We start from the raw sequence: 13,975 nt of genomic DNA, 5'->3' as shown, positions 1-13,975 counted from the left end.
ATGGCGGATGCATCGCTCGGGCTCTGGACCGTTCCGCTCGCCGTGTTCGGGGGCGCCATCCGCGTCTCGACGCCGTTCTTGTTCGTCAGCCTCGGCGAATGCATCACCGAGCGGAGCGGCCGCATCAATCTCGGTCTCGAAGGCACGCTGGTGATGGGCGCGATGAGCGCCTACGGCATCTCCTATCTCTCCGGCTCGCCATGGCTCGGCGTGCTCGCGGCCGGGATCACCGGGGCGTTGTTCGGCGCGCTGCATGCCGGAATCTGCTCGCTGCCGCGGGTCAACGACATCGCGGTCGGCATCGCGCTGATGCTGCTCGGCACTGGTTTGGCCTTCTTTCTCGGCAAGCCGCTGATCGAGCCGACCGCGGCACGGTTGCCGGCGATCGATTTCGGCTGGTGGAGCGACATCCCGCAGGTCCGCGCGGCGCTCCGCATCAACGTGTTGTTCCTGATCGGCGTCGCGATCGCCCCGCTGCTCTATTGGGCCTTCAGGACCACGCGCTGGGGGCTGTTGATCCGCACCGCCGGCGAAAGCGCGGACGCTGCGCGCGCGATGGGCCATTCCGTGCTGCTGATCCGGTTGCGCGCCACCATGGTCGGCGGCTTCCTCGCCGGCATCGGCGGCTCGTTCTTGTCGCTGTTCTATCCCGGCAGCTGGAACGAAGGCCTCTCCTCCGGACAGGGCATCACGGCGGTGGCGCTGGTGATCTTCGCGCGCTGGGACCCGATGCTGTGCCTGTGGGCCTCGCTCGCCTTCGGCGGCGCCGCAGCGCTCGGGCCCGCGCTGCAATCGGTGGGCATCACCTCCGGCTATCATTTGTTCAACGCCGCGCCCTACATCCTGACCTTGGCGATCATGATCATCACCTGCTCGCCGAAGCGCACGCTGACCGGCGCGCCCGCCGAATTGTCCATCACCCGATAGCCTGCGAGATCGTTCCATGCCCGAGCGCTTCATCAAGTCCGAGCCCTACGCCTGGCCCTACAATGGCGACCTGCGGCCAGAGAATACCGCGCTCATCATCATCGACATGCAGACCGATTTCTGCGGCGTCGGCGGCTACGTCGACAAGATGGGCTACGACCTGTCGCTGACCCGCGCGCCGATCGAGCCGATCAGGAAGCTGCTCGCTGTGATGCGCGCGCAGGGTTTCCACATCATCCACACCCGCGAAGGCCACCGCCCTGATCTCGCCGACCTGCCCGCCAACAAGCGCTGGCGCTCGCGCCAGATCGGCGCCGGCATCGGCGATCCCGGCCCCTGTGGCCGCATCCTGGTGCGCGGCGAACCGGGCTGGGAGATCATTCCCGACCTCGCGCCGCTGCCGGGCGAACCCATCATCGACAAGCCCGGCAAGGGCTCGTTCTGCGCCACCGATCTCGAGCTGATGCTGCGGCTGCGCGGCATCGAGAACATCGTGCTATCAGGCATCACCACCGATGTCTGCGTCCACACCACGATGCGCGAGGCCAACGACCGCGGCTTCGAATGCGTGCTGGTCGAGGATTGCTGCGGCGCCACCGACAAGGGCAATCACGACCACGCACTGAAGATGATCAAGATGCAGGGCGGCGTGTTTGGCGCGGTGGCGAAATCGGCCGACCTGATCGGGGCGCTGTCGTGATCATCGGCGAGCCGCCCGCCCCCTCAGGCGCGTTCGGCGTCGACGCCATCGCGATGACCATGCGGTTCGGCGATTTCACAGCGCTCGACAATGTCGAGCTCAAGGTGCGCCCCGGCTCGTTCCATGCTTTGCTCGGCGAGAACGGCGCCGGCAAGAGCACGCTCGTGAAATGCATCATGGGCTATTACCACGCCACCGAAGGCGACATCCTGGTCGGCGGCCGCCAGCAAGCGATCGCCAACCCGAAGGATGCGCACACGCTCGGACTCGGCATGGTCTACCAGCACTTTACCCTCGTGCCGGCGATGACGGTGGCCGAAAACCTGGTATTGGCACGCGACGATGTGCCGGCCGTGGTTGATTGGCGCAAGGAAAAGAAGAAGTTGGAGGCTTTCCTGGCGCGGATGCCATTCAAGGTGCCGCTCGACGCAAAGGTCTCGGACATCTCGGCCGGCGAACGGCAGAAATGCGAGATCCTCAAGCAGCTCTATCTGAAACGCCGCTTCCTCATCCTCGACGAGCCGACCTCGGTGCTGACACCTGCCGAAGCCGACGAGGTGCTCGGCATGCTGCGCGCCATGGTGGTCGCGGGCGAGCTCACCATCCTGATGATCACGCACAAATTCCGCGAGGTGATGGCGTTTGCCGACGAGGTGACGATCCTGCGCCGCGGCAAGCTCGCCGGCGCCGGCCGGGTCGCCGACGTCACGCCCGACGAGATGGCCCGCACCATGATCGGCGCCGAACAGCTGACGGTGCAGCCGCCGCGGACTGGCGAGACCGGCGCACCCCGGCTCGAACTCGACAAGCTTACCGCGCTAGATGATGCCGGCGCGATCGCCGTGCACGGTGTTTCGCTGACGGTGAAGAGCGGCGAGATCGTCGGCATCGCCGGCGTCTCCGGCAATGGCCAGCGCCAACTGGTCGAGGTGCTGGCGGGCCAGCGCGAAGCCGAGAGCGGCGTGATCCGTGTCCAGGGTGAGGCTTATGCTGCGAGCCGCGAGGAGATGCGCCGCCACAGGATGTCGCTGCTGCCGGAGGAGCCGCTGAAGAACGCCTGCGTCGGCGGCATGAGCGTCGCCGACAACATCGCGTTCCGTGAATTCGACCGCGCCCCGTTCGCGCGCGGCGGCTGGTGGCTGAACCGCTCGGCCTTCCGCAACGATGCCGAGCGCAAGATCAACCGCTACAAGATCAAGACCCGCACGCCGGAGACACCGATCGCGGCGCTGTCGGGCGGCAATGTGCAGCGCGCGGTGCTGGCGCGCGAGCTCTCGGGCGACGTCGAGGTGCTGATTGCCGCCAATCCGTGCTTCGGGCTCGACTTCGCGGCGGTGGCGCAGATCCATGCCGAGATCATGGCCGCACGCAACCGCGGCGCGGCGGTGCTGCTGGTCAGCGAAGACCTCGACGAACTGCTGGAGCTGTCGGACCGGCTGGTCGTGATGTTCCACGGCGCGTTCGTCCACGAGGCCCGCGCCAGCGAGGCCGACCTCACCGAGATCGGCCGGCACATGGCCGGGCATTGACCACGACGGGACAGCCCCCCTCGCCCCCACCCTTCGCGGGGCGAGGCGAAGAGGCAGTTGCCGCTAGCGATCGCCTACCCGATCTCGAACGCCTGTTCGGCGAGATGCTTCAGATTGGCGTGCCAGTGCTCGGCGATCTGAAGCCGCGTCGGCACCCAGACGTGCTCGTGCTTCCCGATGTAATCGAGGAAGCGCATCAGCGCGGCGGCGCGGCCGGGACGGCCGACCACACGGCAATGCAGGCCGACCGACATCATCTTGGGTGACGTCGCGCCCTCGGCATAGAGCACGTCGAAACTGTCCTTCAGATAGGTGTAGAACTCGTCGCCGCCGCCAAAGCCCTGCGCGTTGATGAAGCGCATGTCGTTGGCATCGAGCGTGTAGGGGATCACGAGATGCGGCTCGGTGCCGGCAGCCTTGATCCAGTACGGCAGATCGTCGGCATAGGAGTCGCAGAGATAGCGCAGGCCGCCGGCCTCCATCAGAAGCCGCAGCGTGTTGATCGAGGAACGGCCGGTGTACCAGCCGAGGGGGCGCGCGCCGGTCGCCTCGGTATGGACGGCAATGGCGCGCGCGATCTCCTCGCGCTCCTCGTCCTCCGACATGTCCTTGTGCTCGACCCAGCGCAGGCTGTGGCTCGCGATATCCCAGCTCGCCTCCCGCATCGCGGCGACGACATCCGGATTGCGCTTCAGTGCCATCGCGACGCCGAACACGGTCGTTGGCAGCTTCCGTTCGGTGAAGATCCGCCACAGCCGCCAGAAGCCGGCGCGCGAGCCGTATTCGAACATGGTTTCGATATTGGCGTGACGCCGGCCGGCCCAGGGCTGCGCGCCGAGCACGTCGGACAGAAACGCTTCCGAGGCGCGATCTCCGTGCAGGATGTTGTTCTCGCCGCCCTCCTCGAAATTGACCACGAACTGCACCGCAATGCGCGCAGCATCGGGCCATTTCGGATCGGGCGGCGTGCGGCCGTAGCCGCGGAGATCGCGCGGATAGCGGGCCTCGGTCAAATCAGATTTCCTCGAAACGGATATTCTGCGCGCCCTTCCACAGCACGGTCTTGCCGAAGGCGGTGAGGTTCTCCAGCCCCGAGGTCAGCGTGATGAAATGATTGCCGGCGAGCTGGCCCATCTTGCTGGCGAAATGCACGCCGCCATAGGCGAGCAGGATCTCGGTCTCGCTGATGCCGCCGGGATAAAGGATGATCTGGCCCGGCGCCGGATAGCTGGTGTGGTTCTCGTAGGAGACGCCGAAATCGAGATCGCCGAGCGGCATCCAGACGCCCTCGCCGCTCCAGCGCACGTGGATCGCCTGGCTCTCGAAAGGCATCGCCTCGCGGAAGGCGGCGACCGTCTTCGGCGCGAGTTGCTCCTCGAAACGGGCGTCAAACGTGAACTCGCCGGCGCGGACAATCAGTTTGCTCATCGAACTCTCGTGGCTGGTCTGGAAGGATTGACGCCCCAACCATTGCCGCCGGCCCGCGCCGGACGCAAGGCCGATTCCGGCCCGAAATGCTGGTTTTTTGCCGCAATGGCGTCCACCGCAACGCAGATTTGAGCAAGGTTGCGTTGCGCCCCGCCCTTCCCTTTGCGAGCCTGCCAAGACACGTCAGACAGGGTGACCAGATGACAACGAACAGTTTGCACGGACATGTGGCGCTGGTGACCGGCGGATCGCGCGGCATTGGTGCCGCGATCGTCAAGATGCTGGCGGACGCCGGCGCTGCCGTCGCGATCAATTACCGCGAACGCGCGGCCGAGGCGGAGACGCTGGCGAAGGGCATCGTCGCCGCCGGCGGCCGCGCCGTCGCGATCGCCGCCGACGTCTCGGAAGCCGCCGCCGTGACCGGCCTGGTCGAGCGCGCCAAATCCGAGCTCGGCCCGCTCGACATCCTCGTCAACAATGCCGGGATCGCGATCGTCAGGGGTGTCGACGACCTCACCGAAGAGGATTTCGACCGCACCATCACGGTCAATCTCAAATCCGCGTTCCTCTGCACGCAGGCGGTGCTGCCGATGATGCGTACCCGCAAATGGGGCCGCATCGTCAACATCTCCTCCGGTGCTGCGCGCGGCGCCGGCTCGATCGGGCCGCACTACAACGCATCCAAGGCAGCCATGGAGGGCATGACCCGCGGCTATGCCGCACGGCTGGTCAAGGAAGGCATCACGGTGAATGCCGTTGCGCCGTCACTGATCGAGACGGACATGATGAAGGGACAGAGCGAACTGGTCAGCCGGATCCCGGTCGGCCGTTTCGGCACCGCCGAGGAAGTCGCGCAGGCCGTGATGCTCTTGGTCAACAATCCCTACATGACCGGCCAGACCATCGCGATGAGCGGCGGCATGGCGTTCAACTGAAGCCGGGGCATCTTGACCGCACAGCTCGATTGCCTTACGGGTCAGGCCATGAACCGCTTGATCCTCGTCGCCAATTTCTGGTGGCTCGCCGACTGACAGGCGGGCCGAACGCGTTCATGCATCTTCGGGGCCGCCGCATTGGGCGGCCTTTTTCACGTCATCAGCCCGCATGCGGCGTCCCATTCAACCGAATGGAGACACCCATGTCCAAACCCATCATCCTCACCGGCGACCGCACCACCGGGCCGCTGCATCTCGGCCACTACGCCGGCTCGCTGCGAAGCCGCCTGAAATTTCAGGACAGCCACACGCAATTCCTGCTGCTCGCCGACATGCAGGCGCTGACCGACAATGCCCATGACATCGGCAAGGTGCGCAGCAACGTCGTCGAGGTTGCGCTGGACTATCTTGCCGTCGGGATCGATCCCGGGCGAACATCGATCTGCCTGCAATCGCAGCTTCCGGCGCTGGCGGAACTGTCGATGCTGTATCTCAACCTCGTCACCGTCGCCCGGCTGGAGCGCAATCCCACCATCAAGGACGAGATCCGTGCGCGCGGTTTCGGACGCGACATCCCGGCGGGCTTCCTGTGCTACCCGGTGGCACAGGCCGCCGACATCACCGCGTTTCGGGCGACCGTCGTCCCGGTCGGCGAGGACCAGGCGCCGCTGATCGAGCAGACCAACGAGATCATCAGGCGCGTCAACGCGCTCGCGGGCCGTCCGCTGCTGCCGGAAGCCGAAGCGATCATTCCGCGCGCGGGGCGGCTGCCCGGCGTCGACGGACGCGCGAAGATGAGCAAGTCCGCCGGCAACGCGATCCCGCTTTCGGCATTACCCGATGATATCTCGGCCGCAGTGCGCGCGATGTTCACCGATCCCGGTCATCTGCGCGTCGCCGATCCCGGCGAGGTCGAAGGCAATGTCGTCTTCACCTATCTCGACGCGTTCGACGACGATCACCTCGCCGTCGAGGAGCTGAAGGCACGCTATCGGCGCGGCGGACTTGGCGACGCCACCGTCAAACGGCGGCTGGAAGACATTCTGCAAGCGCTGATCGCGCCGATCCGGACACGGCGCGCCGAGCTCGCCGACAATCGCGATCACGTCGTGGACGTGATCAGGCGTGGAACCCGGAAGGCACGGGAGATCACGGATCGCACGAAGCACGATGTCACGGAGGGGCTGGGCTTGTTCCAGCTCTGACCACCCTGTCATCAAACCATGGCGGGAACTGTGCTTGCCTGCGGCAGTTGTCCATTTTGAGCATGATCTCCGCGCAAATGCCTTTGGCGTTCGTCGCGAGGGAAAACCGCTTCGCACTTTTCCGGATCATGCTGTGGCGAAACCGGATTTGGAGCTTGTCGTGATCGATCCGAAAACGCTTCTCGAACGCGCCGCGCAGCTGGCCGATCAGGCCAAGGGCGAGGAGGACGCCGGCATCCGCGAGCGGTTGCTGCGGATGGCCGAGCACTATCGCGACCTCGCCGCGCATGAGGCCTGGGCGCACGAAAATCCGCCATCAGTGGGCGCGCTCACCGGTGCGCTCGGCGGTCGCGCGCATTGAGCTGATCGCGACAGCAGATCGTCAGCTGACGCGAATGCGATAGCTGAGCGACCGGCGTACGCCCGGGGCGAGATGCATCAGGCCGGGCTTGCCGGCGAACTCGCCGTCGAAATCCTCGGGGCTGGCAAAGCCGTGCCACGGCTCGATGCAGAGGAAGGGCGGGTCGCCGGGCTTCGACCAGATGCCGAGTTCGCGGAAGCCGCGCCACGACACTTCGATCGCAGGCCCTTGCGCGGCAGCAAAGCGAACCGACGTGCTCGCGACTTGATCGAGGATCATGGCGTCGTCGTCGAACAATCGCTCCGACAATTCGAGCACCCTGTCTTTGATCCGAGTGGGCTCGGCTTGCGGCCGCATCAATCCACCGCTGAGCCGCCGGATCGGCCCCGGCTCATCCTTCTCGAAGGTCAGCGTGTAGGCTTCTTTGGGCAATCCCGGCAGCAACGGCCAGTTGAAGGCGGGGTGCCCCCCGAGGGAGGCCGGCAGCATCTCATCACCGCTGTTGATGACCTCGAAGCCGACGTCAAGATTGGCGCCTTCGACGGCGTAGGTGACCTCGAGCCTGAACGCGAACGGATAGCGTGCCCGGGTTTCCGCATCGTCCGTCAGCGCGAGCTTGCATGATCGCGGGCCCTGCTCCACCCAGGCAAAGCGGCGGTCGCGTGCAAAGCCGTGCTTGCGTCATCGGATAGGTCTTGCCATTGTGGCGCAGCGTATCGTTCTTCAATCGGCCGACGATCGGGAACAGCAGCGGTGCATGGCGCGGCCATTGCGGGCCGGCCTGCCACAGCAGTTCCGCCCCCTCGGCATTCCTGAGCGACGACAATTCGCCGCCCTCGGCCTTGATAGTCGCGGCGATTCCATCGCCGCGCAGCGTGTGACTGTCGCTCATGCCTCGCCTCGCCGGGTTGCGCCGTGCCGTGACACGAATGTTCGATGCCGGCGAGGCCGTCAAGCCCCGAGCCTACCCGGAGATCCCGGAGAAATCAGGCTGCCGCCGTTCGGCGAAGGCCGCAAACGCTTCGCGCGCTTCCGCGCTCATCAATCGCTCCTGGAAGATTTCGCCCTCGCGCGCCATTTGCGCGCTGATCCTTGCGGGATCGCGCATCAGCGCCTTGGTGTGCTGGAGCGAGCCGAACGGCCGCTTCGCCAGTGCATCCGCCGCCGCGCGCGCCTTGGCGCGGAGATCCGCGAGCGGCACCACCGCATTGGCGAGGCCGATCGAGACCGCCGTCTCCGCCTCCATCGGCTCGCCGAGCGCGAACATCGCATAGGCGCGCGCATAGCCGATCCGCTGCGGCAGCAGATAGGTCGATGCCGCCTCCGGCACCAGCGCCAGATTGACGAACGGCGTGATCAGCCGTGCGGTCGGCGCGAGGTAGACGAGGTCGCAATGCAGCAGCATGGTGGTGCCGATGCCGACCGCATTGCCCTGCACGGCGGCAACCAGCGGCCGCGTCGCCTTGGCAAGAGCGGCGAGAAAGCGCGTCACGTGACGCTCGCCCTGCACCCCGCGCGACACCGCGGCAAAATCGGCGAGATCATTGCCTGCGGTAAAGCTGTCGCCGTTGCCCTGGAGCAGCACGGCGCGGATCGCCGGGTCGCCCTCCGCGCGTTCGAGCGCGTCGGCCATCGCGCCATACATCGCGTTGGTGATCGCATTCTTCTTGTCCGGACGCGCCATCGTCACGGTGAGCACGCCACCGTCCAGCGTTACGACCACTTCACTCATGTCTCACTCCTTTGACTTCGCTGAAAGCGCTCTAACTGGTCCTTTGATTTGAGCATGATCTCCGCGAAAGCGCCTTTGGCGTTTGCCGCGAGGGAAAACCGCTTCGCACTTTTCCGGATCATACTCTAGCCGTCCTTGTCCTTCGGAAACTTCTCTTGCAGGCTGATCAGCCAGCGCGACACCACGTCGATCTCGGCTTCCGAGAATCCGTCCATCAGGCGGTTGTTGATCACCCTGGTCCGCGTCGCGGCGCGCTTGCCGAGCTCCTGCCCCGCCGCGGTCAGATAGAGCCGCTGGCTGCGCCCGTCCTCGCCATCGCGCCGGCGCTTCACGAAGCCCGCACGCTCCATCCGGTCGGCGAGCCCGGACATCGCCGACGGCACGATGTCGAGCGCCTGCGAGACGTCGCCGATCAGCGCGCCGTCATTGCGCCCGAGAAAGAACAGCACGCCGGCCTGGGCCGATGTCAGATCGTGCGCGGCCGTCTCCTGATCGATGGCGCGCTGCAACCGCCGACAGGCCACGGTCAGAAGGAAGATCAGCCGGTGTTCCGCTTTCATGCCGCGACTATATATTTCGTATGCGAAACATCAAGATAATTCGCACGCGAAATATCCGGCGATCCGGCGGAGCGAACCCCGCAGATTGACCGGAATGAGCCGCCGGTTGCGACATTTTGATCGCGTCGCCGGATCGTTGCACTGGGGCGCAGCAGAAAACCCTTGATCGATATCGATCAAACGGGAAATCTTTCCGCCCGGGAGCCGCCGGTTGCATCGCGACTCCGGCGGGGTCACGAGAGTGTCATGACGTCAGCGGCAAGTCCGGACAGGGAGCGCGTTGTCCGCCCGAAGCGGCCGCGCCATCTCAGCGAGGCCATGCGCTGTGAGACCGCGTTTCGCCTGATCCTGTCCGAATGCCTCGAGGAAGTCTCGACCAACCACGACGCCATGAGCTCCGGCGATCCCGCCGCGCTCCACCAGACCCGCATTGCACTGACGCGGCTGAAGGCCGCGATCGCCTTCTACGGCCCGATGGTGGCGGACAGCGAATGGACGCGACTGAAATCCGAGCTGAAATGGCTGCGTGCCCATCTCGGCGCAGCGCGCGATCTCGACGTCGCGATCGAGAACAGCAAAGGCCTGCCCGAAGAGCGCATGCTCCAGACCGCGCGAGCCGACGCGTTCGAGGCGCTCAGGGAGGCGTTGCAAAGCGACCGCTACTGGCAATGGTTCGACGGCATGTGGGACTGGGTCGGCAGCGGTCCCTGGACCACACGGCAGAACCGCCGCGCCGCGCAACGGCGGGCCGTGCCGGTCGCGGTCTTTCACGCGCGCCGGCTGGCGCGATGGCATGGAAAACTGTGTCAGAAGAGCCGCGGACTGCAGGGCATGGGCAAGAACAAGCGCCACCGGGTCCGCCTCGCCAGCAAGCGGCTGCGCTACGCCATTGAGTTCTCGGAAGGCGGATTGCCCGCCGACGTCTACGCATCGTGGCGGACCGTGCTGAAGCATCTGCGCAAGGGCCAACAGCTGCTCGGCGAATTGAACGATGACGAGGTCCGCCGCGAGCTGTTCGAAAGTGCCGATGCGCTCGCGCAGCGCGCCCGCGAGCGCAAGGCCAAGCATCAGCGTGTGCATGCGCAGAAGCGCAAAAGCCGGCTGCTGCGCCGCGCCGCGGCCGTCTATCGGAAGATCGCCGAATGAACGCAGCCCCCCGTCCCCCGCCTGCGGCGCTCTCACCCGCAGCAACAAACCCAAGCACGTCCTTCGCACACAGCGACCTCGCTGGTTTTCTTCATCCGCTTCCTTGTGGTTATCCCCATGCCTGACGGCTCCTCTACGGCCCACCTCTATCGTCCCAAGCTCCTCACGACGCTGACCGAAGGTTACGGCCTCAGCGCCTTCCGGCACGACGTGATGGCAGGACTGACAGTGGCGGTGGTGGCGCTGCCGCTATCGATGGCGATCGCGGTGGCCTCCGGCGTGACGCCGGAGCGCGGGCTGTTCACCGCCATCGTCGGCGGCTTCCTGGTCTCCGCACTGGGCGGCAGCCGCTTCCAGATCGGCGGCCCGGCCGGCGCCTTCATCGTGCTCGTCGCGGCAACCACCGCGAAGTTCGGCGTCGAGGGCCTGATGCTCACCGTGCTGGTGTCCGGCTTGATGCTGACGCTGATCGGCGCGTCCGGACTTGGCTCGCTGATCCGCTACATCCCGCATCCCGTCACCGTCGGCTTCACCTGCGGAATTGCGGTCACCATCCTGGCCAGCCAGCTGCGCGATCTCGGCGGGCTGACGCTTGCAGGTCACGAGCCCGGGCCGTTCCTGCCGAAGCTCGCGGCGCTGGGCCACGCGCTGCCGACCCTGAACTGGTCCGCGCTCGTGGTCGGCGCCGGCTCGGCGGCCGTGATCTTCGCGCTGCGCGCCTGGCGGCCGAACTGGCCGGCGATGCTGATCGCGATTGCGATCGCCTCGATCGCGGCGCTGCTGCTGCACCTGCCGATCGAGACCATCGGCAGCCGGTTCGGCGAAATTCCGCGCGGCCTGCCGGTGCCGCACCTGCCGGCATTCTCGTGGGACCTGCTGCTGCAGATCCTGCCGGCGTCGCTCTCCTTTACGCTGCTCGGCGGCGTAGAGAGCCTGCTCTCGGCCAAGGTCGCCGACGGCATGACCGGCCGCAAGCACCGCTCCAACATGGAGCTGGTGGCGCAGGGCATCGCCAACGTCGCCTCCGCCCTGTTCGGCGGCATCAGCGTCACCGGCACGATCGCGCGGACCGCGACCAACATCCGGGCGGGCGCACGCAGCCCGCTGTCCGGCATGCTGCACGCGGCGTTCCTGCTCTCGTTCATGATCGTGGCCGCACCGCTTGCGAGCTATATCCCGCTGTCGGCGCTGGCCGGCGTCCTCGTCGTCGTGTGCTGGTACATGGCGGAGAAGGAAGCGTTCGTGCAGCTGATCACGAACTGGCGCGCCGCCGTGGTGCTGCTTCCGACCTTCGGCCTGACCGTTTTCGAGGACCTGACGTTCGGCATCATCACCGGCTGCGTGATCGCCGCGCTGTCGGCCGGCGTCGAACGATGGCGGCGGCCGGGCAAAAACTAGCCGCTGTCGCGCAGCACCAGCTCGAAGCCGAGATCGATCCGGCGCTCGCCGCCGCGCTCCAGCGTCAATGTCGCCGCGGTGCGGCCGATGGCATCGCCATGCACGCTGATCGTGCTCAGCGTCGGCGAGATCAGCCGGCCCATTTCGAGATCGCCGAGGCCGATCACCGCGACCGGCTGCGCCGATGCAGGCCCGTCGCGCAGCAGCCCGGCCTTGCGCAGCCCGGACATGAAACCGATCGCGTGCGCATCGTTGGCGGCGAAGACCGCGTCGACGCCAGGCAGGCGTGCATGTGCCGCCACGCTGCCGGAGTCCTTGCGGTCCAGGATCAATCTTCGCGGCTCGGCGAGGCCGCTTGTCAGCGCCTCGTCCCTGTAGCCGAGCCAGCGGCGCGTGCCGCGCGGATCGTCGCCGCCGATGAAGGCGAGCTGCCTGCGTCCCTGCGCGACCAGATGCTTCGCGACGGCAACCCCGGCCTTGTAATTGTCGAAGCCCGCGACCGCGTCGATCGGGCTGGCCGGCAAATCCCAGGTCTCGACGATCGGGATGCGCGCATTGCGCAGCAGGCGGCTGCCGTCTTCGGTCGCCGGCGAGCCGACCATGATGATCGCCTCGGGCCGCCGCGACAGCAGTGCCGCCAGCATGCGGTCCTCGCGCGCGGGATCGTAGCGCGACTGCGCCAGGATCACGGAGAAGCCGAGCGGCTCGAGCTTGTCGGACAGGCCCTGCACCGTGTCGGCGAAAATCGAGTTGGCGATGGTCGGCACCAGCACGCCGACCGAATTGGTGCGCGCGCTGGCCAGCGCGCCCGCCACCAGGTTCGGGATGTAGCCGAGATCGCGCATCGCCTGCTCGACCCGCGCCCGGGTCTCCGGGGCGACCAGGTCGGGCATCCGCACCACCCGGCTTACCGTGATCGAGGAGACGCCGGCGCGCTTGGCCACCTCTGACAGGGTGGGCGCGGCACCGGCCGGGCCGGTGTTCGAGACGGTCCTAGGGTCGGTCAGATCGGAGCTCATGGGCGGAGCCTGCACGATTCCGGGTTGCCAAGCCATTATGTCAGCGCTAGCATCAGGTCATGTTAGCGCTAACATGGAACAAAAAGGGAGAGACGGAATGATTTCGGACGAGCAGGCTCAAGCCTATAAGCGCGACGGGGTGATCGTGGTCCCCGAGGTGCTCAACCAGGAGACCCTCGCCAAAGTGCGCACGGTGCTGGCGGAGTTGGTCGCCGGTGCGGCCAGTGTGACCGAGCACACCGACGTCTACGACCTCGAGCCGGGCCATACGCCGGAGACCCCGCGCGTCCGCCGCATCAAGGCACCGCACAAGGTGCACCCGATCTTCGACGAGATCGTCCGCAGCCCGGCCGTGATCTCGATCCTGACCAAGCTGATCGGCCCCGCGCTTCGCCTGCACGGCTCCAAGCTCAACATGAAGTCGGCGCAATACGGCTCGCCGGTCGAGTGGCATCAGGACTGGGCGTTCTATCCGCACACCAATGACGACATCCTCGCGATCGGCGTGCTGCTCGACGATTGCGACATCGAGAACGGCCCGATGCTGGTGACGCCGGGCTCGCACACCGGCGACACGATGTGGGATCATCACGGCGACGACGGCCACTTCGCCGGCCTGATCGATCCGGACCGGATCCAGGACGACATCAAGCGTGCGGTGCCCTGCATAGGCAAGGCCGGCAGCATGTCGTTCCATCACGTGCGCGCGCTGCACGGCTCGGCGACCAACACGTCGAACCGGCCGCGCAACCTGCTGCTCTATGAAGTGGCCGCCAGCGACGCCTGGCCGCTGATGGGCGTCAAGGACTTCGACGAGTTCAACAGCCGCCTGCTGGCGGGTCCGCCGGTGGTCGCACCGCGGCTCACCGACGTGCCGGTGCGGATGCCGCTGCCGCCGGCGAAACGGCAGGGATCGATCTACGAGACCCAATCGGCGTCGAAGAAATCCTACTTCACGCGCGCCGCCTGAAGACGACGACAATGCCCGCGGCCACGCCGCGGGCATTGCTGCATTCAATACATAAAAACAGACAC

At 66.4% G+C, this 13,975-nt stretch carries 13 protein-coding genes and 2 pseudogenes; 9 read left to right on the top strand and 6 right to left on the bottom strand.

All coding sequences use genetic code 11. From position 1 onward, the window contains the following. Genes ACVILL_RS24810 through ACVILL_RS24800 form a run of 3 tightly spaced genes read left to right on the top strand, consistent with a single transcriptional unit; the run spans position 1 to position 3,156 of the window. Complete coding sequence (locus ACVILL_RS24810) at positions 1 to 927, top strand: ABC transporter permease (RefSeq protein ID WP_018270387.1); 927 nt, start codon at positions 1 to 3, stop codon at positions 925 to 927. A 16-nt stretch (positions 928 to 943) separates the two neighbouring features. Beyond that, positions 944 to 1,627, top strand: coding sequence for a biuret amidohydrolase (biuH, locus tag ACVILL_RS24805; RefSeq protein ID WP_456731428.1), 684 nt, complete (start codon positions 944 to 946; stop codon positions 1,625 to 1,627). After that, positions 1,624 to 3,156: an ABC transporter ATP-binding protein gene (locus tag ACVILL_RS24800; protein WP_456731427.1), complete on the top strand. Its 1,533-nt coding sequence runs from the start codon at positions 1,624 to 1,626 to the stop codon at positions 3,154 to 3,156. The genes biuH and ACVILL_RS24800 overlap by 4 nt, the downstream gene beginning before the upstream one ends. Before the next feature lie 74 nt (positions 3,157 to 3,230). Here ACVILL_RS24800 and puuE read toward each other — a convergent pair whose 3' ends face one another. Continuing rightward, positions 3,231 to 4,169: an allantoinase PuuE gene (gene puuE / locus ACVILL_RS24795; protein ID WP_456731426.1), complete on the bottom strand. Its 939-nt coding sequence runs from the start codon at positions 4,167 to 4,169 to the stop codon at positions 3,231 to 3,233. A gap of 1 nt (position 4,170) precedes the next feature. Continuing rightward, positions 4,171 to 4,584: a DUF3830 family protein gene (locus ACVILL_RS24790; RefSeq protein WP_456731425.1), complete on the bottom strand. Its 414-nt coding sequence runs from the start codon at positions 4,582 to 4,584 to the stop codon at positions 4,171 to 4,173. A 200-nt stretch (positions 4,585 to 4,784) separates the two neighbouring features. On the opposite strand from ACVILL_RS24790, the gene ACVILL_RS24785 reads away from it, so the two are divergent. The 3 genes from ACVILL_RS24785 (at position 4,785) to ACVILL_RS24775 (ending at position 7,085) form a co-directional block, all read left to right on the top strand. Continuing rightward, on the top strand, positions 4,785 to 5,519 hold the full coding sequence (locus ACVILL_RS24785; RefSeq protein WP_456731424.1) for an SDR family NAD(P)-dependent oxidoreductase: 735 nt from the start codon (positions 4,785 to 4,787) through the stop codon (positions 5,517 to 5,519). Between the two features lie 203 nt (positions 5,520 to 5,722). Further along, positions 5,723 to 6,724 (top strand): tryptophan--tRNA ligase, encoded by a 1,002-nt coding sequence (gene trpS / locus ACVILL_RS24780; RefSeq protein WP_456731423.1) that lies wholly within the window; start codon positions 5,723 to 5,725, stop codon positions 6,722 to 6,724. A 160-nt stretch (positions 6,725 to 6,884) separates the two neighbouring features. Then, complete coding sequence (locus ACVILL_RS24775) at positions 6,885 to 7,085, top strand: hypothetical protein (RefSeq protein ID WP_456731422.1); 201 nt, start codon at positions 6,885 to 6,887, stop codon at positions 7,083 to 7,085. A gap of 21 nt (positions 7,086 to 7,106) precedes the next feature. Here ACVILL_RS24775 and ACVILL_RS24770 read toward each other — a convergent pair. The 3 genes and pseudogenes from ACVILL_RS24770 to ACVILL_RS24760 form a co-directional block, all read right to left on the bottom strand. Beyond that, positions 7,107 to 7,977, bottom strand: a pseudogene (locus ACVILL_RS24770) (aldose 1-epimerase family protein). Between the two features lie 72 nt (positions 7,978 to 8,049). Then, the gene (locus tag ACVILL_RS24765) at positions 8,050 to 8,817 is read right to left on the bottom strand and encodes an enoyl-CoA hydratase-related protein (RefSeq protein WP_456731421.1); all 768 of its coding nucleotides are present in this window, start codon (positions 8,815 to 8,817) and stop codon (positions 8,050 to 8,052) included. Between the two features lie 125 nt (positions 8,818 to 8,942). Further along, positions 8,943 to 9,377: a MarR family winged helix-turn-helix transcriptional regulator gene (locus ACVILL_RS24760; RefSeq protein ID WP_456731420.1), complete on the bottom strand. Its 435-nt coding sequence runs from the start codon at positions 9,375 to 9,377 to the stop codon at positions 8,943 to 8,945. A 246-nt stretch (positions 9,378 to 9,623) separates the two neighbouring features. On the opposite strand from ACVILL_RS24760, the gene ACVILL_RS24755 reads away from it, so the two are divergent. Next, entirely contained in the window at positions 9,624 to 10,523 is a 900-nt protein-coding gene (locus ACVILL_RS24755; protein ID WP_456731419.1) for a CHAD domain-containing protein, read from the top strand. Between the two features lie 117 nt (positions 10,524 to 10,640). Beyond that, positions 10,641 to 11,879, top strand: a pseudogene (locus ACVILL_RS24750) (SulP family inorganic anion transporter); the annotation flags it as partial. Positions 11,880 to 11,917: 38 nt separating this feature from the next. Here the strand turns inward: ACVILL_RS24750 and ACVILL_RS24745 are convergent. Beyond that, positions 11,918 to 12,940, bottom strand: a complete 1,023-nt coding sequence (locus ACVILL_RS24745; protein ID WP_456731418.1) for a LacI family DNA-binding transcriptional regulator — start codon at positions 12,938 to 12,940, stop codon at positions 11,918 to 11,920. Positions 12,941 to 13,037: 97 nt separating this feature from the next. Between ACVILL_RS24745 and ACVILL_RS24740 the strand changes: the two genes are divergently transcribed. Next, positions 13,038 to 13,910: a phytanoyl-CoA dioxygenase family protein gene (locus tag ACVILL_RS24740; protein ID WP_456731417.1), complete on the top strand. Its 873-nt coding sequence runs from the start codon at positions 13,038 to 13,040 to the stop codon at positions 13,908 to 13,910. Positions 13,911 to 13,975: the final 65 nt, after the last annotated feature.

It is taken from the genome of Bradyrhizobium sp. USDA 3364 (assembly GCF_054056355.1).
Note: the sequence above shows the minus strand (reverse complement) of the source record. Positions and strands in the feature narration are given on the sequence as shown.